This window comes from Arsenophonus endosymbiont of Crataerina pallida (assembly GCF_964020125.1).
GTDB classification, from domain to species: domain Bacteria; phylum Pseudomonadota; class Gammaproteobacteria; order Enterobacterales; family Enterobacteriaceae; genus Arsenophonus; species Arsenophonus nilaparvatae.
Window position 1 is genome coordinate 75,948 of sequence record NZ_OZ026540.1, and the last position, 25,458, is coordinate 101,405.

Here is a 25,458-nt window from a genome sequence, read left to right on the forward strand (position 1 = left end):
AATGGTAACAAATTAATACCATTAGCCCATATCTCTTTTCAGCTGGCCTTGCTGATATTCCTTTGCGGCTTTAATAAAACCAGCAAATAACGGATGGCCATCCCTTGGTGTCGAAGTAAATTCAGGATGAAACTGACAAGCGACAAACCAAGGATGGTTAGGATCCTCGATAATTTCCACCAGCTTATTGTCCGCTAAGCGTCCTGAAATACGTAAACCCGCTTCTTCAATACGCGCCAAAAGCTTACCATTGACTTCATAACGGTGGCGATGCCGCTCCATAATTGTGTCGCTATTGTACAACTCACGGACTTTACTACCTTTCTCTAAACGGCATAATTGGCTACCTACTCGCATCGTACCGCCAAGATCGCTCTTCTCATTACGAACTTTAATACTACCACTGTCATCAGACCATTCCGTAATTAAGGCAACAACCGGATATGGACAATCTGGCGCAAATTCTGTTGAGTTTGCCCCTTCCATACCAGCAACATGACGGGCATATTCAATCAGAGCAACTTGCATTCCCAGGCAAATACCCAAATAAGGAATATTATTTTCACGTGCGTAACGAGCTGCCATAATTTTCCCTTCGACACCCCGTTCACCAAAACCACCTGGAACCAGGATAGCATCAAGTTCTTTTAATAGTTCGGTACCACGCTCTTCAATATCTTCAGAATCAATCAGCTTGATGTTCACTGTTAAACGATTTTTTAAACCGCCATGTTTTAACGCTTCAATAACCGATTTATAAGCATCAGGTAACTCTATATATTTACCTACCATGCCAATAGTTACCTTACCTACCGGATTGGCTTGCGCATCAATAACCTGTTCCCATTCAGACAAATCAGCTGCTGGGCAGGTAAGTTCAAATTTCTTACAAATATAATCATCTAGCTGCTGAGATTTCAATAATGCAGGAATTTTATAAATTGAATCAACATCTTCTAATGAAATAACTGCTTCTTTCGGTACATTGCAGAAAAGCGCAATTTTAGCCCGTTCATTAACCGGAATAACCCGATCTGAACGGCAAATTAGCACGTCTGGCTGAATACCAATAGAAAGAAGTTCTTTTACTGAATGTTGAGTTGGTTTGGTTTTAACTTCACCTGCAGCAGGTAAATAAGGCACTAAAGTAAGATGCAGGAAAAGAGTGTGTTTACGACCAACATCAACCGCTAATTGACGAATTGCTTCCAAAAAAGGTAAAGATTCAATATCGCCCACTGTGCCACCAACTTCAACCAAAACGATATCGTGACCTTCTCCGCCACGAATAATCCGGTTTTTGATCTCATCAGTAATATGAGGAATAACTTGAATAGTTTCGCCCAAATAATCACCACGACGCTCTTTACGCAATACTTCAGAGTATACGCGACCGGTTGTGAAATTATTACGGCGTGTCATTTTAGTACGAATAAAACGTTCATAATGGCCCAGATCAAGATCAGTTTCTGCACCATCTTCGGTGACATAAACTTCTCCATGTTGGATTGGGCTCATCGTGCCTGGATCAACATTAATATAAGGATCCAGTTTCATAATAGTAACATTCAGTCCACGCGCTTCAAGTATAGCAGCCAAAGAAGCTGCGGCAATGCCTTTGCCCAGAGAGGATACTACCCCGCCGGTTACAAAAATATAACTTGTTTTCATGCTAAACCTGAAAATTTAGGTGTAAAAGACGATGAATATAACAGGACGGGAAAGCAGTATACCCTAACCTTAAATCTGCTACAAATGTTCTAAACCTATTAAGGTTAATTTTCATCAATAATCTTTCAATATCAAGAATTAGCTTATGCAAATTCCTGTCAATAAATAGCTGCTCGATTATAACATCCTAACTAATACTTAATCCATTCAGCTAAAAATAATAATCACTCTTTTTTAATTTGTTGCCAAAGTTTTTCCATTTCATCTAGTGTAGCATTTTCTAATGAACGGCCTTTGTTTAAGATCAGTTTTTCTACTCGGCAAAAACGGTGTTCAAATTTACGACACGCTTTTTGTAATGCTAATTCAGGTTCATGGCCAAGATGGCGCGATAAATTAACCACCGCAAAAAGTAAATCACCAATTTCTTCTTCAATATGTGATTGGCTCGGTTCAGGCTTATTTATTTCTGCCAAAACCTCTTCAATTTCTTCATGAACTTTGGCTAATACCGGGGCAAATTTGTCCCAATCAAAACCGACAGCCGCACAGCGTTTTTGCATTTTGCTGGCTTTCATTAATGCCGGCAGTACTTGTGGAATATCATCTAAAACTGAATGCTGATTTTTTGCGGCCCGTTCTTTGACTTTATTTTTTTCCCAATCATATATTGCTTTATCGCTATTAATAATCGATTGTCCAGCAAAAATATGAGGATGACGTGATATTAACTTTTGACTGACGATTTGGCAGATTTCATTAAAATCGAATAATTTTTGTTCTTTTGCAATCTGGGCATAAAAGACAATATGAAACAGTAAATCACCCAATTCTTCTTTTAAAGCAGCAAAATCTTGTCGTTCAATAGCATCAACAACTTCATAAGTTTCCTCCAGCGTATAAGGCGCTATTGTGGCAAAAGATTGCACTTTATCCCATGTACAACCATGTTCAGGATCACGTAACTGAGTCATAATCAATAACAATTGTTCTATTGCAGCTGAGTCCGTTTGCATATTATTTCCATCACAAATAATAAGTTAGATAAAATAAATTATATTAGTCAAAATGTTAATTAAAAAATATGTATCTTAATTTATTTTTATATACACAGTCATGTACAAATTATTTTTCATACCCCCGTGTTATCTTTGCCATAATACCAAAAACAAAACCGCAATCTCTCACAAAGCCACTTACACTCAACCAACAACTAATAGTTAACAACTTCCGCCAACGCTGCTAATATCATGCCCCTGAAATGGGGCTAATTTGTTATTCGGGCTTCTTAGGCCAGTCAATCTCGGGTGCGGTGGCGGTATCAATATCATTGAGTTTTACGCTGTACATTTCCCAAGCCCGTAGCGCGGTTTTCTCGCTATTGGTGGCCATCCCTAATCGCACTTTACGCTCAAGCAAGGTAATTTTTGTTTCCGCTTCGTCGATTAAATGTAATTTTGTCTGATTTGCGGTGTTGATTTGGTTTGCTTTCATCGCCTGATTATCCGTTACCCATTTTTTGCCATCCCATTTATCGAATTTCGTTACCGGTGCTAACAAGGTGAAGCCGGTTTTTATCACGCCGAGATAATCAACGGGATAGGAAGCACGATTATTGGTATCGTATACCGTCTTGCCTCGGTGGTCAGGAACATATAGCCACTGTTTACCATCAAGACTCCGGATAATGGCGATTTCGTCATTGTTCGGTATTTCTGGCGCATCCGTATAAGAACATTCTCCCACGCTGAGACCATCATGCAAAAATTCCATTGTTGCACCGATATATTCATGGGGTGCGTCCTTCATGCAAATAAACGTTTTTATCCAGCCTCGGTTTTTCGCGAAACCGTTTTCACCGATTTCGGTGGTTTTTATGTCTACACTGTATTTCATTATGCAGCCCTCACGATGTATAAAAATGCGACATTTCGCGGTCGGTTTTCGTTTGCGGTAGGAACGACCCGCGAAGCATTAAAAGACATGACGCTGCCCCAATCGTCATTTCGTCCATTACCGATATTACTGTTGTGATTGCTGTCTTTTCGGAATGCGCCATCACCCCCTGCAATCGGTGGTTCGGTTCCGCCATGTCTGGCATACCCAATGCGTCCGGTGATATTTCGAATAGCATCACCTTGATTACTTAATACTGTTCTGCCTGGGTCAACTCCTATGCCTAAATCCAGCCCGCGAATAAATTCACCGTACAAAATGGGCAATTTCCCAGAAGGGTAAGCTAATGCTAATTGGGGATACTTGGCTTTATCGAAGTTATTGCCATCGCAGACAAAATAACCGTTAGGGGGTGTCGCCTGGGGCCAGGGAATGGGCGCGCCGACCGGATAATTGTTAATCGCGTCCACATCAGACGTTAAAGCAAGTTCACCGGATTTTTGCGGAAACAAAACCGTTGTTTTTGTGTTTGTATCGTGAACCTGGGTTCTTTTTGAATTTCTGACGTAAGCAAACTCAGCACCGCTAGAACCATTAGTGCCACCTAAATTGAAAACCGTATCACCCGTTGGTGATTCAATGTTCAGTCTTCCAACTTTGAGAGCTTCTTCTGAACTTTTCTTAGAATAATTATCGTCACAGGCTTTTTGGCTCAGCACTTTATCGGTCGAATTCCCCGTTGTTTGCAAGACGCTTGCTTTATCGAGTTTTTTATTGACTTCATCAATACTCACCGTTTTCGCCAAGTCATAAGCAATTTTAACCGCTTTAGGTGTGGCTGCTAGCGTTTCGTCATTGCTGTCAGTGGCGCTACTGAGTTTCGTTATACCTGCTACTGTTTTTGTGGCAGTTGGCACCGTGTTGTTAACGTTTTTTGATAAGGCACTGATGAGTCCGGCTTTCAGTTTATCAACGTTGCCATCGTCCAGTACATCACTGTTATTGGTTTCAGCGATGAATTGCGCGATGACATGCGCTATCACCGATGCCTGTCGCCAGACGGTGTTTAGCTCCTGTGAGCGAGCGACACCAGCACTAAAGCCGTTATTACGCGCAGGGAGTTTCTGATACTCATCTGCCGGCAATACGTTAGCCCCGTCGGCTATACCAAACGGTAAAATTTCATTTTTTGCCATGATTATTCCTATAATTTTACTGACCAGCTACCGACGTCAAAGCCGTCGATGTAACGATTATTGACATCAAACCCCAAAATACCGTTATCCCCTTCGGAACCGGTGTAGGCGTTAAGTCTTACGCCTTCTGGCTTGATATTGAGATATCCCTGTTTGATAACGGCTTTTGTCACTTCCGGTATGACGCCACCGGTTAGATACACATCCATCGACATATTCTGATTGTCGATAAAAAAGATTTTTACTGTTTCATCAGGGATTACGCCCTGATAAATTTCTGAGAGCATCTCGCTTGTGCCATCCCAGTGATTTGCGCGGATTTTTGCTCTTAATATGAAGCGGTAGGTTTCGTCATCAAGCTCAGTAAAACCACTATCAGCATCAAAGCGCCGTTTCCAGCTCCCTTGGTCAAAGCCCACCTTTTCGGTATCCAGTGAAAAATAGACCCCTTTTATCGGCGTTTTGACAAAACGTGATAAGCCTATCCATTCACCCACGGCATCCAGTTGTTTACCCGTTGCCGTATCAATACTGAAAAAGGCATTAAGCTGTGAGGCCAAAGCTGAAATATCACTTAGCGCGCGCGTCATTAACTCAATATGTTGCGTAAACTTTTCTGCTTGACGATGTTGTGGGGTAATGTACTCGGTGTAATCTCTCATGAGGTCACCACCAGTTTGATGTTATTCTCACGACAACTGACTGCTTCGTTGAAGGCAACGACTAAATTTTCTTCTTTCACGCTTTCTGGTGTTCGACCAATCTTTAACGACGTAATATCAAACGTTTTCCCTTCTTCATCAGCGGGCAGATTTGCCGGGGAGTAAAGACGGGTCAGATACAGATTGTCGCCAATGAGTTGCTGGTTAATATAGTCTGCAACTTTACGTCGGATTTTATCACCGGTTAAGGTGGTAAATCCTAAAAACGCCGTTAAGTCAATTTCAACGTGTACCTCAACCGTTTTAGGCCGGGAAAAGCGAATCGTAATTGGCATATCGTAACGGTCTTTTACTGTCACGGCGGTATCACCATACGTGCCTGCACCTGGGGTTTTCTTTTGTGCGATTGCGTTGGCAATCGTGGTGACATCGCCACCATCGACTATCATCGCAATGGAATGCGGAGAAATACCGGTTTTATCCGTTTTACTGGTGTCATTTTCAAAACCGCGTTGTCTCGTCACCCCTGATATGAGACTAATCGCGCCCTGTATACCTTCCAGTACCGTGCGTGAAGGGAGTGAGACCGATTTTCGCTGCCGTTCCCGTAACTGATTATCCGTTTCAATCGGCCTGCCTTGTGTTGCGGATTTTGGATTGCTCACCGTTTGCCAGCCTCGCGTGGGTGTGGCTATCTCGTTAATTTCACCGGTCAATGCGGTAACACTTCCGGCAACCAGACAAACCGCTGTCACCGTCGCTTCACCGTGCGTATCGAGCGTAACCGTTTTCGGTAACCGCCAGATATTGCCGTTTTTATCGCGCACACGGCCATTTTTTATCACCGTACCCACTTGCCCCGTTAATACGACATCCACATTCGAGTACCCCGATGCATGACGGGAAATGCCGTTAATGGCGACATTATTTGAAAGTGCAGCCCCTGTACTGGTACTCGGGCTAAAACTGTTGTAGGTGGCGATAAGCGCATTATTGGCATCGTGGATAGCGAGTGCGTAAATGGCTATCATCTGGCCGTCTTTGCTATCCGGCGTTAAATACGCATCCTGCCCATAAATTTCATGAAAAAAATCGGTTAATCGCATCAGTATCGTCTGATAATCCGGCGCACTGATGCCGTCGTCAGTCACTTTCGCTGACAACGCTAACGTATCAAGATTTAACATTATGCCTCTTGGATAAAAGAAGTTTCGCCGTATTGGGTTTGTACTTTTGTGCTGATAGTCAGTTTTCGCGTCGTTGAATTTTGATTGACATTGAAATCGGTTAATGTGGTTACACCCTGCGTGTCCAGTATGCGCTGTTTGAGGGTCATACCGTAAGCCTCCCGATAAGGCTTACCCAATACCGATTGCAACCAAGGCGTACCTTCTTCACGGTCTAAAAACCATTGCCCCTGCCAGAGGGACAAGCGGGTTTTAATTGCAAGGGCGACGGCATCAGGGGTGTTGGTTAAAAACGTGTTATCCCCTTGACCAAAGCTGTAGTCGCCTTTAGTCGTTTCTCGTCGATAACACATCAATAGAGTCCTTTTACTGTTGCTTTTTATTTTTTTCAACTACCTTGATGTCTTCTAACTTTAAGGATGGCTCTTCATTGATGATTAATAAAAAAATCACGCCCAGAAGTCGCCATGAGGTTTTTAGTTTGTGTAAATATGAACCGCCGAAAAAAATATTAACGCTTTCTTTCATTTAATTTACCTCACCTGAATTATCCCCACCGGCTTTGACACCTTTGTGGGTATGTGTGTCGTCAATCCGTTTGCCGTTGGCGGTCAATGTGCCCAAAAACTCAATCGCACCGGTGATTTTTGCAGCCACACCGGAGGCCGTTGAACCTACCATGCCACCTAGCCAACTCAATAGTCCTTTTACGGTAATTCTCTCCGAAAAAATAGCTTCCGGTGTGATAATTTCAAGCCCCCCAGGGGCGACAATTTTCATTTTTTGCGTTGTCGGGTTTACTTCAAAATAGGTTGCGCCATCGTCACTTCTTAACTGCATCGCATCGGTGCTAATTTGGCTTATCTTCTGTTTTTGTGATTGCACACCGACGAAAGCGAAGGCATCTGATAAATCATGCTGTCTGGGGTCGATCGCTTCTTGTATCCCGCCGTTTTGCCACCAAAAATCAATACATCTATCTGCAAACACCACCAGACACTCATCACCGCTTTTAATGGGGAAGGTCATTGTGACACCGCCACCGCGCGGGAACACAACCGGTACATCAACTAGCAGGGGCAAATTCACCGACTGGCTATTCCCTTTGGTATCCGTCAAGGCTCCCTTTATCGCTGGTTGTACAACACAAGTGACTTTGCTGGCATCGAAGGATTGAACAATAGCCGGCATCGCGACGCGAAGTTGTGACGAAATCGCATGGCGAAAGACTTCAAGCAGTTGTTGTTGGTCGCCGGTGCGCGCTGATACGGAAATCGCCATCATCCCACCTTCTTGATATCGATTCGGTCATTTGATCCCTTGGCAATACACACCAAATCCATATACCACGGCTTGCCGCGCGTATCGCCGGAATACGTGATGTTTTTCACAATATAATCCCCATCGGTGGAAAGACTGGCCGGTTGTGAAACAGCGCCTTGGGTTTGCTGTAAGCCGCCGTCATCGTTTTCGCTTAACTTGCTGTACCCCAAAGCGATATCGCTGTTGGGCAACATCGTGCGATAGATTAACGCCTGGTCAAGACGAATAAGCCCATTGATTTGAATGTTTGGGTTAATCAAACAACGCACATTCACCCCCGCCTCAATCGTTTGTTGCGGTAAGCCAATCAAGCCCGTTGCGCTATTCAGGACAATCGCTTCATGGATATAATTCTTCTCCGGCACCATCACGAGCTGGCCGTTAATGTATTGCCACGAGGCAAGGCATTGCCCTGCCAGATTATCAGCGGCGTCCCTAACCATACCAAAATGGACTTTACCCCTTGGAAAGCGGATACTATCAAACTCAGGCGTCACGCCTTTGACAATCCCGTAAGGGGTAAGCCCTGTCAGTAACGTATTGTGTTGCTCTGCCTGAGTATGCCCTGCGCTTAAGGTAGTATTTAGCGTGGCGTAGTCATAGGCCTCATGAGAATCAATCGCCTGAACAATAACAAACGTGTCAGTAGGATTATCTCTACCTGAAATCGTGTAGCGGATTTTTCCAGTAAATATCAGACCCGTATTATCCTGATAGCCTGCCATGAGCTGAATGTTAACAAACTCCTTCGCCTGAATTTGACTGACGGTTTCTTTTCTCAGATTCCAGACTTTAAACACCCCCGCACGAGGGTAACGCGTATCTGGCCACGTGATATTGAACGTGGCGCGAAAATCCGATAGCTCAATACCTTCCCCGTTTTTATCAGAAACAATCAGTGAGCATTTTCGTATCCAGTTTTTTGACATAACAATCAGTCCGTGATCCAGTATAATTTTACGGTTGCGCCCAACGTATCCGCGTTGATATCGCTTTCTTCATCTGATAGCAAAACGAGATTTCCTTTACTGATAAGGTGACTATATTGAGCCAGTAGATTTTCACCCACGATCAGCGGAATACCCTGTATCACCGGTTGATTGTCAACCGTGAGCATATCCAGCACCCAGCCCGCACTATCACGCCAGATAAGGCGAAACTGCCAAACAGTATCAGATAGCTTAATCGTAAATTGCTGGTTGGTGGGGGTAAGCGGTATTTCGTTAATTTCCATTGAAAAATGCGGCTCCTCGCTGTAATAGGCTGCGATTATCAACGGGTTTTGGCGTTTTCATACCGGTATTACTCACGCCACTCGTTGTATTCCCTTCCCGCATATTTTTTGCATCGGTAGATTTGATATTAACCGTTTGGGTTTGGGTGATGTTAAGCTCCCGCAAGGTTAATATCGCCATCAACACGGTTTCTGTGTGCTTATCCGTGGTCACCTCGATAGCGCGAATGAGCATATTCTTATACTTGCGCTTACCTGTTATGACATCAAACGGTTGACGGCTGGCTTGAAGCGCTAAAATTTGCTGGTAGATTTCCGGTGCGCTTAACCCTGCGCGAATAGCCACTTTTGCCGTGTCCCAAAAATCCAGTAGAGATCCACCACTTGAAAAACCCACCTCCATGGTCACTTCCGCCGGACGTTTGTAAGCGTGATCGGCAATTTCCGCGCCCAGTTCAACCGGATGTTCTGTGATTTCAAGGGTGTCGTGATGTTTTTCTGAGATAATGACATCCGGCACCAGCAAACCGATTTTGCGCGATCGTTGTGAAAAAAGCGTAGAAAGGATATCCATCAGTAGGCTCGCTGGGTTAATTGTCCAATCAGTCTGGCGTTAACGCCCGTTTGTTTATCGGCAATCGCATTGGCGGTAGCGTGGGGGTCTAATGCGCCTTCAACATTGATCGTGATATTCTGGTCAATATTATTTCGCATACCCGCATTTGCGGCATGATAGAGCATTGCCTGACTATACGGCTGTCTGCCATTTTCGTGCTCAACGATGCCAGACATGAGCGATGTCATGACCGTCGGATTGGACAGATTCAACACGGTGTCAGGGGAAACCCCTAATTTACCGGATATTTTATCAATGTAGGCACGAGTATTATTTTCACTGGCGGGAGCCCAGGTGCTAATAATTTTTTCAACGGTATTTAATCCCCTTTCAGCGTAGCGATTAAGCTGTGAAGAAAGTGCTTGTAAGCCCTCAAATGCGGTATTGAATTTGGCGAATCTTCCGTTAGGTGATTCACGTACTGCACCGCGTTGTCCAACAAAATTCAAATTACCCGGATTGTTATTACGAATACCCCGTGGAATATCGCCGGTAGGCACATCAGCGATATTATCCGGTATATTGCTGCCTTGATTTTTGTTTGCCCAGTCATTATCAATACCAAAAAAACGCAAACCGTTACCGATCGCACGTTTGACTTGACGGGTGTTGTAATCCCATGATGCGCTTGCGCTATCACTAATATTATCTTTATCTGAAATCAGATACCCCGCATAGAGACTCCACAATTTCAGCCAAGGTGGGATAGGTAACTTCGCTATTTTACTAAAAGCGCCCAATACCTTACTTACCCACGCGCCCGCAATAAAAATTGCTAAGATTTCAAGTGCATTTTTCCATCCACCCACCAGGTCAACCAATCCCGTTAATTTTTCACCTAACCATTTAAATGCCGCTTTTGCCTGGTTGATTTCACCTTCCCACTTAGACCAGTTGATAAAGGATTTTCCACCTTCTTTCCACGTCTGGTAGTCTTCCCAAAGTAACAATAAGGCCGCGATAAGACCGGTGATAATCCCGATGGGCGAAGCAAAGAATGCCCGATTGAGCCCCCAGATAGCCACTGCCAATCCGCTAAAGGTAGTGATGAGTTTTTTAGATTTTCCGTCTAAATTGCGCCACCAGTCAAAAATCTGCTCGATCGCCTGACTCATTCGCCAGATAACGCGCCCCACCATTTCACCGGCTCGAATAATGCCACTAATGAGACGGGTTAATACTCTCTCAATTTTAGGAAAATTATCCAGCAGTCTTTTGCGCAGATTGTCTATCTCTTTAGTCAACCCCCCTGCTAGGTTTGATCCGACTTTATCGCGTAAAATACCAAATAACCCGGTCAATCCTTTCATCGAGGTCATAAACTGGTTGGACTGTTTGGCAGCAACGTCTGCGTTAAATCCGGTTTGTTTAAGCATACGCTGGTAATCAGCAGAAAATTTGTTCAACCCTCTACGCATGGCCATTAGCGTATTTTCATCAATGCCTAACAGTTGGGCATATTGATTGGCGCGGTAATAGGGCATTGAGGCCAGTTTATTCCCCACACGGGTAAAAATAGCGCTCATATCCTGCAAATTGCCATTGGCATCACGGGTCTGCACCCCAAGACGATTTAAAAACCCCTCAGCACCCGGACTGTTTCTCAAAAATCGTGCCAGATTTTCAAGTGAACCTCTTGCCGCTTCTGCGCTACTGCCGGTGAGACTGGCGGCATACCCTAATGCTTTCATGCCGTTAACACTAGCGCCTGTACGCTGTGACGCCCAGTACATCTTATCAAGACCGGCGGCAATTTGTGTGGTAAATCCCACGACGGCAAGCGCTGCCCCCTCAACCGACGCACCTAGTTTGATAACATTGGCACTCACCCCCGTAACAACGGACTGAAATTTTCGCAGGCCACTGTCATCAACCTTAAAACCTAAGCTGATGAGAAAATCTTGCAACGTTTCAGCATTCGCCATGGCGATTTCTCCAACGCGCAATTCGCGCTTCGTTATCCTGTTCGATATCTATCCACTCATTCATTTCTGCTAAATCTGCCAAATCGATTGAGCCATCTTTTAATTTGTCGAATTTTATGTACCCATACTTAACAGGAAGGCGTAAAAAGTCTTTACCATCCGGCATTGAATCCAGGGTTAATCCTGCGACAGGAGGCTGGCTGTCTCGTCGCCTTGGGGTGCGTGAAAAAAATTACCGAGGGAATCTCCAATCACCTGCGCCACAATCTCAAGCAGGGTTTTTAAGTCAATATCATCAAACATCAATTCGCCCTGGCGAAAAATCGGCGTCCATGCCTTGGCATTTTTGCGTGAAACCACGGCTAAACAAGGGTGCAAAATCGCGTTACAGTCTTCATCGCTCATTTGGGCAATGGAATTTGCCATAATGGGTAACACCGCTGCCATTGGCATTTCCCCTTGCTGTAATTTTTGCAGTTCACCCGTTAAACCGGATAACACCGGCAATAACTTTCGCGTCACCTTAAGCTGGTCAAACACATTGAGTTTTTGACTTCGATATTCATGACCGTTAATTTCAATTTCCACTAGAATTCTCCTAATAAGGCGTCGATCTTAATGCAGTCAAAGACCCATGCTAAAACATTCGCCTCTTTTGCATTTTGCAAATCCGGTATTTTTTGAAACGCACAACTGCGCGCGGTGATCATATCGCCAGATACCGGATTACGGATCACAATCACGTTATTACCCCAAAGGGTAGATGACACGCTTTGCGCGTTATAGGCGATCATCAGTTTTTTGTTAACCGGTGAGGCTTTAATCAGACTGACCGTAACGGTGCCGGATTTTCCGCCATGTCGGGTATGCATCCCTTCACCATCAGCACCAATGGTCATGGTGTTTTTGGCTTCGGTCATTGTCACCACTATTCCTTCTTCCGAGTTCGCCGAGCCAGAGCCCAAATCTATCACCCCCGTGGGGCCGGTTAGCGTGGCGGAAACATCAGCAAAACTATAAGCGGCCATTTTCTCTCCTTATCGAACAATGGTGATTAAGACATCCGCGAAATGCACGGCACCCGCTAACTTACAGGCAACCTGAATCGGCGGCGCCTTGCGTTTTTCGCGCTCAGATTGCGCCTGCTCTGCCAGCGGTTGAATATAAACGTAATATCCTTTGGTGAGCGTATCCCCGCTTGTTAATTGACCTATACTGCCACCGTTCCATACCCCCGGTGCCAGTAGCCCATTAGTGACCACCTGCGCTAACGATTGCTCAACATTGGTCAGAAGCTGCGTGCTGCCTTGCTCCGTTTGAGGGACTTTGGTGGGGCTGGTATACAAAAGATTATACAGATTGGTTTGCACAAAGTTTTGCAACCAGTCCAGCCCATGGCGTTCATCGAAAAAATCACCATTGGCCATCACGCCTTCTTGTATAATGGCGGTGTCGTTATCGTAATTGACAAACACGTTGCAGTTTTTGGCCGCCAGCGTATTCGCCTGTGACGTAGTCAACGTCTCCGCTTTAACATCCGGTTCCTGTTTGAATTTGAGGGTGATCGTGGTGTTATTGCCGTTGAAATTCACTGAAAACGCCCGTCCAAAAGCAGAGGCTGCTGCATAGGGGGTTGATGAAGAATATTGTGTAAAGACCCGTTGATATTTCGCTTTTTTCAAAACAGAAGCGATATCATCCGCTTTCGTACTATCCAGTACGGCGGTATCTTGGGTGGTAAACCCAAAAACGCGGGAACTTCCGGCCGCGCCAATAAAGTTGGCGATACCTTTCACTTCATCGGTAGAAAGCGCAGCGGTTACCACCAGTCCATACCAGCCGCTCGAAAAATCCGCCAATGTTGAAACCGCATCAACGATAGTTTCACCGTCCATACCTAAAACAGGGGTTGCGCCACTCTCTTGGGTTAGTTTCAACAACGCCGATAAATCGGTACCTGATTCCGGTGCGGAAGCAAAACCCACTGCGCTTGTTTTACCTGCCGTATTCGATGTCATCACAAATCGACTATCGTTATTATTCCACGTTATTGTAGACGTGCTCATTTTTTCACCAATTCGGGCGGCAACACCGTTTAAATTGGTTTCTTGCGAAAAATCAATGGCACTTAACTTAACCGTTCTTCCGTTTACACTGATATTCATCGCGCCATCGGTAATCGCCTTAAAATTGTTAATTTTTGTCTCTTCTTCGGACAAAATGCCACCGCGCAATAATGCGGGTGAGGCTGCTTTTACCCAGCGTCCCACGTATAAATCGACGGGTTTTGGTGACTGCTGGTAATAGAGTGAAGCCGCCTGATACTCGGGTGCGGTTGTACCAAAATCATTGGCGACTTCCTCAATATTGGAATACGCCCGTAATCGCTCAAGCGGATCGATAACGGGTGAATCACCTAAAATGAGTAGTGAACCAAAATTACGGCGACTTGCGGCACGCGGTGACATATCAAGCGTGACCTTAACCACCCTTGAAACGGGTAAACCTGTTGACATTATTTGTCTCCCAAAAACGTGACGTGGGCATCTGTCACTGATTTTATGTGATAGCGACGCACCACTTTGCGACGTAGATGAACGGTTATATCAAATCGGTTCACCCACTGATTGTTGATAAGCTCAGGAAACGCGGTAATTTGGCTGTGGCTACCGAGGGTAAGATTGGACTTATTCAGTTCGGCGTTATTTTGACTGAGCATAATGCCATCCCGAAATCGGGCGGCGTAATACATGCCCTCTTTTCCGTAGAAAGAGGCCATACAGGTTAAGGTTTCGTACTGCCAAAGCTCGCTCGATTCATCACTTTGATTAACTAAAGCGGGATTGGCGTCACTTTCAATATTGATAATACCAAACGCGCACCAATCGGTATCCGGTGGTGGCAATGGTGCGGGCTTTGCTTGCCAACGGGGTAAAACCTGTTTTTCAACCAAGCCAGAAACACCACCAACCCAACGACTTAACAGGCGATTGAGGGCTTCATTGTATAGGGCATTATCATTAAAGGGCGTTAACCATCCCGCCTCGGCACTGCTGTTATTGCTCAAAGTAGGATCCCCCGTCAAACGGCATCAATTCACAATGCGCCTGCACAAATCCGGCACCGTAAGCGGTGTAAGGATCGACGGATTTCACCAGATATTTGCGCCCCTGATAGGTAACAATATCGCCAATATGATAGGTCTCACCGGCGATCAATCGGGTTGTGGTGACAACCAGTATTCGCCCACTGACCAGTTGCCCAGAAGTTCGTATTTGTGCTTCAAGCGCACTGTCCACGGTTACCACGCCTGAAAAAGGATACGTACTTTTCTTTGTCGAAGTAATACCGTCATCATCAATCAAAATTTCACGCCGCGTGTAAGTGAGTGTGGTATCGCAAAAATCCGGATCAAAAAGCACATCAGTCACATCAAGCATTGGCATTTTTCTTCCTCACAACATAGGTGATCGAACGACGATAGATGCCGGTGTCAATCAGGGGTCTCGCGTTGGCATTATCCGGCGCTAAACCGGCTTTTCGATTTTCAAGCTCTTGTGCCGCGCCTTTGCGCCCACGTCTTGCTCTGGCAGCTAATGTACTGTCCGCCAGTGGCACAAATTTGCTTTGAGTAATGACGGCTTGCACGCCTTGAACGGCGATCTGACCTGCTCGATTTAACGCTTGCTCTGCTTTATCCGGCTGATCATCCAAAATGGCTTTAGCGGCAGATTTCAATTCAGCAGTGGTTTTGGGTTCCACTGAACGAATGCCCGGTATCAAATGCGGTCTTGCCGGAATGTTTTTTGCCGGTGAGCCAAACTCATTGATATAACCAATCGCCGCATTGCTAAAGGGAATATCCTCCCGTTCGCTATTTTCAGCCGGAATTCCGACCAGTACCTCTTTTTTGCCAAGTTGAACGAGGGCATCAAAAAATTCACTGGCCTTGTCAACACGTAACGTAACGCCACTTTTCATAATTGCCTTCCTCCCGTGCCAAACATTAACACCCACTGATAAAACTCTGCGCCAAAACGGGTGTTATTCCAAAATCCGGCATCGGGGTTTAGCGTCACGCTGTTGTCATAGCTGACACTCACCTTATCCACTGACTTAGAGGTTGCCACCCCTGAACTTGAACCGCCCACACCGCCCGCCTGTAAATAACGCGAATCCATGGCATAAAGCGTGAGGTAATGCGCCACGAACAGCCCCGCCCAGTAAGGAAAAACTTCACTCCCTGAGACATTTTCGCTCAGGAATTTGTCGGCTAAAGTTAATCGAAACTGAATTTGCGCATCTGGAAATTTAACCTCATCGTTAAACTGGGGAAAATCATTGCGAAATTGTTGTACCGTTGGCAGGTTTTTGTTCCGTTGACTCATCAATACCCTCTTTATTTTCGGTTTCCTGGTTGATTTTTTCTTTCCCTTTTTTCTCGGTCTTGGCATTCCCGTTTTCTTTGGTTTGCAGCTGAACGGGAGTCCATCCCAGCTCCATTCCCCAATTTGCCTGAATTCGCATAATTAGATTCCAAAAATGAAGCCCCAATAAGGGGCTTAGATACCATCGCAGTAAGCAAGTGTTTCCGGATAAACCGCTTCAACCGCACCCAGACGACCATAATAAGTCACCAATTGATACAATCCGCGGTATTGGATAGGGATACTCTGTAACGGCACCATCGGGAAGCGAACATACTGTTTATCATTGGTATAAGCGATCATGCGATCTTTGTTGCTGACACCTCGCCCTTTTAACCATTTCACCGCGTAAATATTGAGTGGCACCCCGTTTTGGTGATAGGCAATGGTATTGGTCTTCAGATACGTTAACAGTGACTGATTACCTGCGCTCGAAACGATAATACTGGATATGTGAGCAAACTGTTCAGGCGGAATAAGTAAGTCGGTGGGAACCATCGAGTAGGCCGATGCTGCCCACGCATCACTGAGTATTTTATTAATACTGTCACGGATTTCATCAGCGGTGGACTGGCTCCAGGTTTTGGAGGCATTGTTAGTCTTGATATTGTCAAGATTCAGCAAGCCTTTAATGCCCAATCCGGTATCACCAATATAGACTTGTTCGTCCATATCCATATTCCACTTCAGACGCATCCCTTCATGTTTCTGTGCATCCACGGGGCGACCTGCTTGTCTGGCGGATTGTAATTCGACAACCGTCCAGCCCAACTCCATTCCCCACAGTGGCAGAGGGAAACCCTTTTTTTGAATATCGATATTGATGCCCGCTAATGCGGTGGAATCCATGCTAATCCAGTTTTTACCGTTAGGATTAGCGCCACTGCCTGCTGCTGCAAATCCGGTACGGGTAAAGCTCGAAATTTCATCCGCAATCGAGACATCTTCCCTGCGCTGCACATCCCGACTGTTGGTGTATTGCACCAAAGGCATATTAATTGTAGGGTCTAAACGCTCAAGCTCACCGATTAAAAACGCACCCGTTGAATCAATCGTGCGTTGGTCAAAAGTTAACATAGTCATTCCTTAAATTTTGTACGAGATTTCAACGTTGCCGTCAGCATCACCGTGGCCGGTAAACTCAGCATTATTCAATATCACGGTATTGGTTTTTTCTGATGCCCCTGACCCTGTTTTTTCTTCGGCAATCAAAATAGCACCCAGTGGGCTCTTATCCGTTGCCCCTGCCACTCGCACATAGACCTTAGCGCCTTTTTTAACCTGTTCGCTATCCACACCCACATTCACCATCACATAGCCTCGCTTTAGCGCATCACCGGTGAAATTTTTATCTTTCCCGACTTGTTGAATAAAATCTTGCGTTTGCGTTGTTGGATAAGGACGAATATAGATGCCTTTGATAACATCAGCGGTATCACCTTCGGCAAGCGGCACAAAATAATCGCCGTCATATTTCCCGGCTAATCCATAGGCGGGAAAACCGTCTTTAGATTTCAGCAAAACGGGCTCCGTTGTTAAATCTCGATAGCGTGAGATAGCACCGGCAATGCCAACTGGCATCCGGTATAAATAAGGTTTCATCATTTTTTATTTACCTCGTGTTGCCCAAAATTCGGCATTTGCCTTGTTTAAATCGGCGATAGTATTGCCGGATTTTTGGCGTGAATCTGTCGTGAAGGTATTGGCGGTATTGCGATTTTTCGCCAGTTCTGCCACCGCATTAAACGCCATATCCACGGTGCGTTTGGGTAATCGGTTAATTTCCGCATCCCCGACAATTGAACGTACGATGTTTTGATCGGCATTTGCTAACACCTGACGTTTAAAGGCCGTGGGTTTTACCGGTGTTGAAAGGGCTACCCCTGGCATAATCAACTCTGCTTTATATGCCGCATCGCCGGTAATGGTTTCTGCCTTTTCGTTTTTTTCCTCGTCATCAACAGTACCGTCTGTTTTATCCTCCGGTTTATCGCCACTATCAGCGGTTTTACCCTCAAGGGCATCTAACCTTGTCAAAATGGCTTGAATGTAATCCGGTACCCCCTCATCACGGGTCACGACTTCGGGTTTTTCGGCTGGCATCGGATTTTGAGGGCTGATAGTAATATTAATCGCCTTCGGTAACTCGCCGGTGCCTTCATCACCGGTGAGGGATTCAGGCGGATTATTTAGGACTGATTCCATTGCCACGGCGTCTTTCGTGCGATGGGCACTTAGCAGCCGTTTGAACCAGGTTTGCGTTTTGTTTGACATACTGTCTCCAATTGCACATCGTATTCCCGCTCTGCCTTTAGGTACCAGAGCGACATGATTGCCAACGATTTCATACTGACGTGCGATGCCAGGCGCAATCTGTTCGTATTGCGCGTCATAACCACACGAGACTTCGTCGTTGCCGTTGTTAATTTCCTCGATAGCGAGCGCATCTTTGATAATCAAATCCGCGATTATTAAATCCGCCTGTTCACCCTCTCCACGTCTAACGTTTTGCACATGCCCTTGCGCTAAATCGCGCCAATTGTCGGTATCAACAAAAATGACATTGCCTTCTTCATCTTCGGGATGCAGTAGTGTGACACTCATCCCTTCAAACGAGGCCAGCGTTTCGGGACGAAAGACGTCACTTTCCTCTCTTTCTACCAGGATTTGTCCGCGGCTATCCGGTTTGACCTTCGGCAAATCCAAGGCGGAATAAACCTGCGTGCCCGTTCGGGCAATCGGTACGTTTTTACACAATAGCGAGCCGTCCGCCATCTGGTAACGGGTGTTACCAAGACGGGTTTCAAAATAATATTTCATGGGTTTTATCTGTCAGAAAAAGAGACTTCACAGTAGCAACGGCAATTGGGTAATGCGCCCGCGTGCCCTGTCATACCATCCAGGGTAGGTGGGTTGTGCCAATCGATAAATTGACCTTCCAGTTTTTTGTGTGATGGCCTTACATCACCATCATGGGCGGTACGCCAAATATAGCCGGTTGAGCCAATTGCCAATGCTCTCGCTTGAGTTAAGGCTTGCGTTGCTCGGCCTAGTTCGGTACGGGCTAGCATCTTTGCCCGCGATGCCGCCACCTGACCGGATTGCGCTATCATTGTGGTAAAATGTTCAGGTCTTTCGGCGTTCACTACCGCTTCAATCGCTCTGTTTTGGATATCGTAGACTCTATCAGCGGCATCCATTGGCAGCGATTTAATGTACTTGATTTGCTCATGGACAATAGACTGCATGACATGCCCCACGGGTGCTTGAGCAATTAACTGTTTGAGTTCCCCGCTCATTTCATGGCTATTTTGTTGCCACAATTTCGCGTTATCTTGTGATACCGTGTCGACAAATTTTGTCGCTACCCGCCTTGCCCAACTCTCGATAAGTTCGCTGTAATCCTCTAATGCTTGCTGAATGTCCAGCACTGAATCATTCGAACCGTCGTAGCGTTGGTTGATAATAGCGCCAATTTCGCGGGCAACCTTACTCAGGCTCGTTCGATATTGGGTTTCCGCCCGTTTTGACAGTCGCTGCGTGGACAGCACTGAACCTTGGCGGCGGTTCGTCTTCCGCATGATTGATATCCTCATCGGTGATGGTACTGCCAATACTGATAACATCGGACAAATCCCGTAGCGAGGACATGGCCGCTTTCACTGACAGCATGCCGCCATCCTGTGCGGCATTGAGCGCATTAATCATGTTAACCGCGACGGTAGACTTATCCATGTCTGACATTTGCCAAAGGGGATTAAACGCAAAACTAAAATCATCGGGTAAGGGTTTACCTAATGCCGATTGATGCGCTATCTCAAATAGCTTCCTTAACGGTTGCTTTAATCGCCTTGATTGTTGCGTGGCGATATTGTCGTAGTAATTGGCTAAATCGGCATCGCCAGTATTGAACCCTGACGGGGATTGACCAAACAGCCGGACTAAGGGAATACCTGTCGCTCCGCTAATCTGTTCAGCAAACCGCGTCAGCACGTTATCTAATCCTGAAAACGAATAGCTATGCGTTTCAAAGTCATCGTCCGTATCCATGAGCGTCATCCCTTCGTTGCTCTGGTACTGACGTATCATGTCCATGTGCTTCATCAGCGATTCGTATGGCTTGCCGCCAAAACCGATGATTTCACGGAGCTTATTCACTTTGAATGTTCGTAAATGCGCTTTATACACCAATTGCGCAATACCGGTTGTGGTGCTATCAAAGGCGGTTAACCGGTCAAAAATACGTTCAATGACCGACATGCCCCACTCATTCTCGGTTTTGGCTTGCTGGTAAGGGAGTGTCACCCCATCAAAACGGATTAATCGACTATGATGCACTTTCCAGGCGGGAATGCCGTTCTCAACGGTCACAATGTCGTAGAATTCTGGTCTACCTAGGTCCTTGCTTAACGTTTTGATACGACGATTCAAATCCGGGTTAACCTGCCAACGGTCAAGCGGTAAAATACCTTTGAATTTACCTTGTCCTATCGTCTCGATACGTAATGGTGTAAAAGCGCTTGCCCTTCTATCATAATAAGCCCTAATGCGCCGCCGTAAAGCCGTGACCACTTGATCGCGTTATTGAGACTCTCCCAGATTTCCAGTTCATCAAATAAAGATTCGATTTCCCCTTTGTCGCTCGACTCCATTTGTGAAGTAATGCGAACACCTTTTCGGGTCATATCATCGGCGACGGTATAGACCGCCGCACCAATGATCCACGATGAGCGATAAGCATATTCGAGTAATAACCGGTTTCGACTTGTCCAGTCAGGGCGATAAGTTGAATCCGCATGTTGATTGGGGGTTTGCATCCCGACACGGGCGGTAAAATTCTCATACCCGTCAGCCGTTTTTTGAGAGTGTGATTTTTTCTTTTTTGTCATGCGCTTCTACCCAGTAGTGTCCAGATTTCAAGTGCCGTGTTCATTGGGGCAAAGTTGATCATCACTGAATCGGCTAGATTGGGTGACTTTGTCCCATCGGGTTGTTTATCTATTACGATTTTTCCCACCGCGTTAATGGAATAGGTTGGCTGCGATAATTCAACGATGAGTTTGTCTTTGAGTCGCATTGCGCCATTAATGGCAATCAGTTCATCCGGTTTGAAGGGTTGTTTTTCGACTACCGCTCGGTAAACATTTTGGAAGCGTTTGCGTAAATGCCACCAACTTTGCGCTTTGGCATTGGCAAAAAAATCCTTGTTTAATCGCGCATTCTGGCCGTCAAATCCGGCGATCGCTTCTTTGTCTGGGTCAAACACCCCGCCACTGCCGCGAAACGGCACGGCGTCAATACGTACGGCTCTTCTTTGTCTGCGCTGGTCATTGATAATTCGCGCATCCCCTCTTACGCCCGCACCTAACCCATCCTCATCAAAGCGAAAACTCTCAAGCTGATACTTATCCGCTAACTGAAAAACGGTTTCAACGCTGCCGAAAATATCGCTGCCTTTTCCTGACCACTCTTCGATACCCTCAAGCAAAAAACCATGCCGCCAAGAAAAGGCGTTCTTGTCTCTGCCCTCATCCGCCACATCAAAGGCCCCTAGACGTATTCCGGTTGGGTTAATGCCAAGTTTCGTATGGGCATCAATTGCTGCTTGTACCCACTCTGCCGGAATCAGCACCCCTTCAACCGACGCCTGATAGTTCAAATCCAACTCTTGCGCCACAATGACCGGATTATCAATTTTCTGGCATTCTTTCTCGTACCATCCATCATCCTTGCGCGGGTCACTTCGCCAGTGAAAGGTAAACACCGGAATACGGCCACTATGACGTTTTTGGGCAAACGGATTAGCCATGCCGTTAACCGAGCTCAAATCAATGCGGCAACGGGTGGTTTGAGATAAGGCAGCATCAATCAGTAACGGTCTGGGCAAAAAGGCGGCTTCATCGACGAAATAGAGTGTCGTGCGGTCACCCCGTCCGATATTGTCCCCTGCTTCACCCTTGATAATGGCGCCTGTGTTTGGGAAATTGACCCGCATGTAGGGGGCGTGTTTTTTCGCTTCCCAACCGCCCCTAAACTCTTGAGGTAACGATTCCACAAACTTGCGCGCTTTCCAAAATAGCGCTTTCGGATCACCGGTGCTGTCAACGTACTCTTCTTTGCGGGAGCCAAAGCCAATCACCATTTCCTTGTTGAAGAGACATAACGCACAGGCTAACGCAATTGACGTCCAGCTTAAGCCCATTTCGCGGCTTTTTTCGGTAATGCCATTTTCACGCCCACGCCAGCGGGTCATTATCCAGTCAATCCAGGCTTCCTGTTTCGGGAACAGCAAAAAAGGAATAGTCACCGGTAGTCCATAATCAATATTGCGCGGATCTGTTGTCATGCCCCAGTCGATAATAAACTGCGCGGGATTATCCTTGTAAAATCGGGTTAATAGTTCAAAACTTTCCGGCTGCTCCCGAAGACGTTGTAGTCGCTCCGCGCGCCACTTAAACACCTGGACATAATCCGGCTTTTTAAAGTCAAAAGGGAACGGTAATGGCATAGGGATTTGTCCAGAAAAAAGCGAGTCAAAAAAATATATCGCACATAACTGCGTACATAAAAAATAAAAACAGGAAATTAATTAACGTAGTATATTGATATTAATACATAATATTTATCTAAATATTATTTCTAGTAAAAATAAGTAAGCGATTTTTAGCCCTTTACCCCATCAATTTTTTATAGGCTTCTGCCGCCTGTTCGGGGGTCATCTCATGCGTGATTAATTCAACCTGATTATGTGAAGTTCCTGAATGTTCTATTTTCTGTTTATTGGTATACGCGTCACCACATTCTTTAGCTGCTTGCTCTATCATTTGCGCCGTGAGTAAAAAATTATCCATCGATTCTGTTCGAATCGCCATACGGTTTAACACACGCAGTCGATACGCTTTATTGGCAATAGGAATATCACTAATCTCTTTTTTGAATCGCTCTCGCGTGAAGTGAAAGAGATCAACCCATTTTTGACCAAGGCTTTTTCCAATCGCTTTTGTGGGGTCATAGGAAGAGACCTGTTGTACGGTGAGCGTTAATCCAAATTCCAGTTTCACCTGTTTGAGCACCTGAGTTGGGCTATCGAAACAGGCTAACGACTGCACGATGAAGGCCTTAACCTCTGGAGATAATGCCGCCATTGGTTACCCCTCCTACTAAGTTAATATAATTTATTCTGGTTAATTTCAATCGAAAACACGTTTACTGATTTATTGACACTGTGTTTTGATGTACTGCTGTAAATATTCTGTCTGCTTTTCGTTCTCAACTATCATTTCTCTGCTCTTCAATTCGCTTTATTGCCTGTTTGTCAAGATTACACTGTTCAATCACTGTCAGTAACTGCTCATTGAGTATCAGGCTATCACGCCATGTCATCATACCCGCAATCGCTGGCGGCAAGCAGTCAGCGAGTAGGTGAGAGGGTATCGGAATGTGAGGAATCTGAACGTATTCGATTTGTGTGCTGCTGCAACTCGACAACAGCACCATTAGGGATAATGCGATTGGCGACATGCGTTTTAATTGCTACTTGTGTTGCTTCAGAGTCAACCGCTTTACGCTGACGGGTTTCACTATTAATTCGTGCAATATCATTGATTACCCTTATTGACTGAAAAGCATTAGTCGTGATGGCTACCTGTTTATTGAGGTCAACAGTGAGTTTTTTATTTAATGCCCTGACTTCGTTTAAGGATGTCAACAACCAAGATGCCCATAAGATTAGTCCTGCAATAATCACTACGACAAATGCGTAAGGTCGCCATAACATATTACGCTCTCTATTTCTCGACGGGTCATTAACCCTTTCCAAACTTCGCCTTTTACATAAACCCATCGTTTCATCTCGTCACAAGCACCCGTTCGGTCATTTGTGTTGAGCTTTTTAAGCAAGGTGGATTTAGCAAAATTGCCGACGCCCACGTTGTAGGCAAATGAGTAAAGGGCTGCCTGAGTGAGCGTATTGATACTGACCTTAATCAACGGGTCAACATAACGTTTAACCACTTTCAAATCGTCATCAAGCCACTTGTTGCAATCTTCTTTGGTGTAAGTTCGGTTACGCTCAATATCGTTGCCTGTGTGCCCGTAACAGACGGAAAGCACACCACCCCCATCGAAATAGGGTTTGAGTCTCAACCCTTCAAAATGGGTTATCATGCTTGAGGCTAGAAACAACGCACTACCGCCTGTTGCCATCACTATTTTTTTCGGTATTTTCATACTGACGCTCCTTGAGTTTGTACTCCTTTTTGCGGTAGTACACGTTGATTAAAAATGTCCCTATCGTGCAGACAATACCGACAATAGCCACCCACTCCTCAAGGGTAAAAAAACCTAAAATGGTCGTCATAATGCCCCAGAGATAGGCCGTTGGGGTTGAGTATTTTTCAGGCATGCGCATATACCCTCCTTGTTGAGGGTTCCATTGCTTGGATTAAACAGGGGAGCCAACCGCCTTACTCGTTTCGATTATTAGATTTGTCAGTATTGCGGTGGCGTAAATGCCAAAGCGAAATAAAGCCAGTTAAGCGACTGGCGGCACATATCCGTATTTGATATTGTTAAATCGTCAAATAAACCAATGTCAAAATAAGGAAAATTATGTCTGACCAAAAACAATCACCAAGTGAAAACAACACCCAATCTTCTAACGCCGGAAAAACCACGCCAGAACAAGGTGCTAAAGACTTCACAACAAAACGTATGGTTGTCGGGGATTCAGCGAAAAATATCAAAAAAAGTAATAAGTCATTGCAGATATTGTCATTGATAATATTGGAGTGAGGATTGTTGCGATCCTCACTCTATTTAAATGTTTTCTAATTTTGATGTTAATATCAATCAATTCATCTGCGGTAGCACATAAATCAATTAGCCGGTAACGCCGTATGAGCGTTAAGGGTTTTCTTTGCGCTTTGAACCCTTTGATTTCTAAATTTTTATAATCGGTATCACAAATGGCTTTGTAAGGTTGCGTATACAATCTGTTTGGCGAAGTAAACACAGCACCTCTAATATTTGGTCGTAAGCAGAACAAGACCAGATACCCTGCACAGAGCACCCAACACATCAGGAAGGTAGCTAAACCCATCGTTAAATACGCAAAAATTGGCTTTTGCGTTAAGAGCAAGAAAGCGGAGCCAATGCCTACTATCAAAATGTTTAGCAATTTATACGCGTTTTCAATATTAACCGTATTCGACTTGTAAATTTCTTTAGCGCACTCCTCACCTTGTTTTTCAAGAAATGCCAATAGGTCATCATCCACATCAAGGAAATAATCACTTGGAAGTTTGTTCATCCCCACCCCAC

The 25,458-nt window shown here is 45.3% G+C and carries 35 protein-coding genes and 1 pseudogene; 1 reads left to right on the plus strand and 35 read right to left on the minus strand.

The window, feature by feature from the left end:
- Positions 1 to 21: 21 nt before the first annotated feature.
- From pyrG to AACL31_RS00510, 34 genes and pseudogenes are all read right to left on the minus strand, one after another.
- Positions 22 to 1,671: a glutamine hydrolyzing CTP synthase gene (gene pyrG / locus AACL31_RS00355; protein ID WP_339053626.1), complete on the minus strand. Its 1,650-nt coding sequence runs from the start codon at positions 1,669 to 1,671 to the stop codon at positions 22 to 24.
- Between the two features lie 224 nt (positions 1,672 to 1,895).
- A complete protein-coding gene (gene mazG / locus AACL31_RS00360; RefSeq protein ID WP_339053627.1) occupies positions 1,896 to 2,687 on the minus strand; it encodes a nucleoside triphosphate pyrophosphohydrolase in 792 nt (263 codons plus the stop codon).
- Positions 2,688 to 2,946: 259 nt separating this feature from the next.
- A complete protein-coding gene (locus AACL31_RS00365; RefSeq protein ID WP_339053628.1) occupies positions 2,947 to 3,567 on the minus strand; it encodes a tail fiber assembly protein in 621 nt (206 codons plus the stop codon).
- On the minus strand, positions 3,567 to 4,763 hold the full coding sequence (locus tag AACL31_RS00370) for a phage tail protein (protein ID WP_339053629.1): 1,197 nt from the start codon (positions 4,761 to 4,763) through the stop codon (positions 3,567 to 3,569). Before AACL31_RS00370 ends, AACL31_RS00365 begins: the two co-directional genes overlap by 1 nt.
- Positions 4,764 to 4,771: 8 nt before the next feature.
- A complete protein-coding gene (locus tag AACL31_RS00375) occupies positions 4,772 to 5,425 on the minus strand; it encodes a DUF2612 domain-containing protein (RefSeq protein ID WP_339053372.1) in 654 nt (217 codons plus the stop codon).
- A complete protein-coding gene (locus tag AACL31_RS00380; protein WP_339053371.1) occupies positions 5,422 to 6,612 on the minus strand; it encodes a baseplate J/gp47 family protein in 1,191 nt (396 codons plus the stop codon). Before AACL31_RS00380 ends, AACL31_RS00375 begins: the two co-directional genes overlap by 4 nt.
- Positions 6,612 to 6,965 carry a hypothetical protein gene (locus tag AACL31_RS00385; RefSeq protein WP_339053450.1) on the minus strand — a complete coding sequence of 118 codons (354 nt, stop codon included), beginning with the start codon at positions 6,963 to 6,965 and terminating at the stop codon, positions 6,612 to 6,614. The genes AACL31_RS00380 and AACL31_RS00385 overlap by 1 nt, the downstream gene beginning before the upstream one ends.
- 13 nt (positions 6,966 to 6,978) lie before the next feature.
- Positions 6,979 to 7,140 carry a hypothetical protein gene (locus AACL31_RS00390; protein ID WP_339053369.1) on the minus strand — a complete coding sequence of 54 codons (162 nt, stop codon included), beginning with the start codon at positions 7,138 to 7,140 and terminating at the stop codon, positions 6,979 to 6,981.
- Positions 7,141 to 7,893, minus strand: coding sequence for a Gp138 family membrane-puncturing spike protein (locus AACL31_RS00395; RefSeq protein ID WP_339053974.1), 753 nt, complete (start codon positions 7,891 to 7,893; stop codon positions 7,141 to 7,143).
- Positions 7,893 to 8,864, minus strand: coding sequence for a phage protein (locus AACL31_RS00400; RefSeq protein WP_339053368.1), 972 nt, complete (start codon positions 8,862 to 8,864; stop codon positions 7,893 to 7,895). The genes AACL31_RS00395 and AACL31_RS00400 overlap by 1 nt, the downstream gene beginning before the upstream one ends.
- A gap of 5 nt (positions 8,865 to 8,869) precedes the next feature.
- Positions 8,870 to 9,169, minus strand: a complete 300-nt coding sequence (locus AACL31_RS00405; protein ID WP_339053118.1) for a phage baseplate plug family protein — start codon at positions 9,167 to 9,169, stop codon at positions 8,870 to 8,872.
- A complete protein-coding gene (locus AACL31_RS00410; RefSeq protein ID WP_339053117.1) occupies positions 9,159 to 9,743 on the minus strand; it encodes a phage baseplate protein in 585 nt (194 codons plus the stop codon). Before AACL31_RS00410 ends, AACL31_RS00405 begins: the two co-directional genes overlap by 11 nt.
- A complete protein-coding gene (locus AACL31_RS00415; protein ID WP_339053365.1) occupies positions 9,743 to 11,710 on the minus strand; it encodes a lytic transglycosylase catalytic in 1,968 nt (655 codons plus the stop codon). Before AACL31_RS00415 ends, AACL31_RS00410 begins: the two co-directional genes overlap by 1 nt.
- The gene (locus AACL31_RS00420) at positions 11,697 to 11,876 is read right to left on the minus strand and encodes a DUF6889 family protein (protein ID WP_310509987.1); all 180 of its coding nucleotides are present in this window, start codon (positions 11,874 to 11,876) and stop codon (positions 11,697 to 11,699) included. The genes AACL31_RS00415 and AACL31_RS00420 overlap by 14 nt, the downstream gene beginning before the upstream one ends.
- Before the next feature lie 11 nt (positions 11,877 to 11,887).
- A complete protein-coding gene (locus tag AACL31_RS00425) occupies positions 11,888 to 12,298 on the minus strand; it encodes a phage tail assembly chaperone (RefSeq protein ID WP_339053115.1) in 411 nt (136 codons plus the stop codon).
- A complete protein-coding gene (locus AACL31_RS00430) occupies positions 12,298 to 12,738 on the minus strand; it encodes a phage structural protein (protein ID WP_339053095.1) in 441 nt (146 codons plus the stop codon). Before AACL31_RS00430 ends, AACL31_RS00425 begins: the two co-directional genes overlap by 1 nt.
- Positions 12,739 to 12,747: 9 nt before the next feature.
- On the minus strand, positions 12,748 to 14,226 hold the full coding sequence (locus AACL31_RS00435; RefSeq protein WP_339053630.1) for a DUF3383 domain-containing protein: 1,479 nt from the start codon (positions 14,224 to 14,226) through the stop codon (positions 12,748 to 12,750).
- Positions 14,226 to 14,777, minus strand: coding sequence for a phage neck terminator protein (locus tag AACL31_RS00440; RefSeq protein WP_339053631.1), 552 nt, complete (start codon positions 14,775 to 14,777; stop codon positions 14,226 to 14,228). The genes AACL31_RS00435 and AACL31_RS00440 overlap by 1 nt, the downstream gene beginning before the upstream one ends.
- Positions 14,767 to 15,156, minus strand: a complete 390-nt coding sequence (locus AACL31_RS00445; RefSeq protein WP_339053632.1) for a head-tail adaptor — start codon at positions 15,154 to 15,156, stop codon at positions 14,767 to 14,769. The genes AACL31_RS00440 and AACL31_RS00445 overlap by 11 nt, the downstream gene beginning before the upstream one ends.
- Positions 15,143 to 15,691: a hypothetical protein gene (locus AACL31_RS00450; RefSeq protein ID WP_339053633.1), complete on the minus strand. Its 549-nt coding sequence runs from the start codon at positions 15,689 to 15,691 to the stop codon at positions 15,143 to 15,145. The genes AACL31_RS00445 and AACL31_RS00450 overlap by 14 nt, the downstream gene beginning before the upstream one ends.
- A complete protein-coding gene (locus AACL31_RS00455; RefSeq protein WP_339053634.1) occupies positions 15,688 to 16,098 on the minus strand; it encodes a DUF4054 domain-containing protein in 411 nt (136 codons plus the stop codon). Before AACL31_RS00455 ends, AACL31_RS00450 begins: the two co-directional genes overlap by 4 nt.
- Complete coding sequence (locus AACL31_RS00460; protein ID WP_339053635.1) at positions 16,049 to 16,237, minus strand: hypothetical protein; 189 nt, start codon at positions 16,235 to 16,237, stop codon at positions 16,049 to 16,051. Before AACL31_RS00460 ends, AACL31_RS00455 begins: the two co-directional genes overlap by 50 nt.
- Positions 16,238 to 16,272: 35 nt before the next feature.
- Positions 16,273 to 17,214, minus strand: a complete 942-nt coding sequence (locus tag AACL31_RS00465; protein ID WP_339053088.1) for a DUF2184 domain-containing protein — start codon at positions 17,212 to 17,214, stop codon at positions 16,273 to 16,275.
- Positions 17,215 to 17,223: 9 nt separating this feature from the next.
- Positions 17,224 to 17,742, minus strand: coding sequence for a structural cement protein Gp24 (locus AACL31_RS00470; RefSeq protein ID WP_422389268.1), 519 nt, complete (start codon positions 17,740 to 17,742; stop codon positions 17,224 to 17,226).
- Positions 17,743 to 17,745: 3 nt separating this feature from the next.
- The gene (locus tag AACL31_RS00475; RefSeq protein WP_339053636.1) at positions 17,746 to 18,957 is read right to left on the minus strand and encodes a DUF2213 domain-containing protein; all 1,212 of its coding nucleotides are present in this window, start codon (positions 18,955 to 18,957) and stop codon (positions 17,746 to 17,748) included.
- A 5-nt stretch (positions 18,958 to 18,962) separates the two neighbouring features.
- Positions 18,963 to 19,718 carry a phage minor head protein gene (locus AACL31_RS00480; RefSeq protein ID WP_339053453.1) on the minus strand — a complete coding sequence of 252 codons (756 nt, stop codon included), beginning with the start codon at positions 19,716 to 19,718 and terminating at the stop codon, positions 18,963 to 18,965.
- Positions 19,627 to 21,026: pseudogene (locus AACL31_RS00485) on the minus strand (DUF1073 domain-containing protein). The gene AACL31_RS00480 and the pseudogene AACL31_RS00485 overlap by 92 nt, the downstream one beginning before the upstream one ends.
- The gene (locus AACL31_RS00490) at positions 21,023 to 22,645 is read right to left on the minus strand and encodes a TerL protein (RefSeq protein WP_310513534.1); all 1,623 of its coding nucleotides are present in this window, start codon (positions 22,643 to 22,645) and stop codon (positions 21,023 to 21,025) included. Before AACL31_RS00490 ends, AACL31_RS00485 begins: the two are co-directional and overlap by 4 nt.
- 163 nt (positions 22,646 to 22,808) lie before the next feature.
- Complete coding sequence (locus tag AACL31_RS00495) at positions 22,809 to 23,282, minus strand: DUF2280 domain-containing protein (protein ID WP_310513533.1); 474 nt, start codon at positions 23,280 to 23,282, stop codon at positions 22,809 to 22,811.
- A gap of 69 nt (positions 23,283 to 23,351) precedes the next feature.
- The gene (locus AACL31_RS20840; protein ID WP_409014156.1) at positions 23,352 to 23,417 is read right to left on the minus strand and encodes a hypothetical protein; all 66 of its coding nucleotides are present in this window, start codon (positions 23,415 to 23,417) and stop codon (positions 23,352 to 23,354) included.
- On the minus strand, positions 23,407 to 23,658 hold the full coding sequence (gene lysC, locus AACL31_RS20845; protein ID WP_422389269.1) for an Rz1-like lysis system protein LysC: 252 nt from the start codon (positions 23,656 to 23,658) through the stop codon (positions 23,407 to 23,409). The genes AACL31_RS20840 and lysC overlap by 11 nt, the downstream gene beginning before the upstream one ends.
- Entirely contained in the window at positions 23,549 to 23,914 is a 366-nt protein-coding gene (locus AACL31_RS00500; protein ID WP_339053637.1) for a hypothetical protein, read from the minus strand. Before AACL31_RS00500 ends, lysC begins: the two co-directional genes overlap by 110 nt.
- Complete coding sequence (locus tag AACL31_RS00505; RefSeq protein WP_339053638.1) at positions 23,884 to 24,366, minus strand: lysozyme; 483 nt, start codon at positions 24,364 to 24,366, stop codon at positions 23,884 to 23,886. Before AACL31_RS00505 ends, AACL31_RS00500 begins: the two co-directional genes overlap by 31 nt.
- Positions 24,326 to 24,547, minus strand: a complete 222-nt coding sequence (locus AACL31_RS00510; protein ID WP_339053639.1) for a phage holin family protein — start codon at positions 24,545 to 24,547, stop codon at positions 24,326 to 24,328. Before AACL31_RS00510 ends, AACL31_RS00505 begins: the two co-directional genes overlap by 41 nt.
- A 200-nt stretch (positions 24,548 to 24,747) precedes the next feature.
- Between AACL31_RS00510 and AACL31_RS00515 the strand changes: the two genes are divergently transcribed.
- Positions 24,748 to 24,930: a hypothetical protein gene (locus AACL31_RS00515; protein WP_339053640.1), complete on the plus strand. Its 183-nt coding sequence runs from the start codon at positions 24,748 to 24,750 to the stop codon at positions 24,928 to 24,930.
- On the opposite strand, the gene AACL31_RS00520 is transcribed toward AACL31_RS00515, so the two are convergent.
- Complete coding sequence (locus AACL31_RS00520; protein WP_339053641.1) at positions 24,878 to 25,447, minus strand: hypothetical protein; 570 nt, start codon at positions 25,445 to 25,447, stop codon at positions 24,878 to 24,880. The two genes, AACL31_RS00515 and AACL31_RS00520, sit on opposite strands and share 53 nt — an antisense overlap.
- Between the last annotated feature and the right edge of the window lie 11 nt (positions 25,448 to 25,458).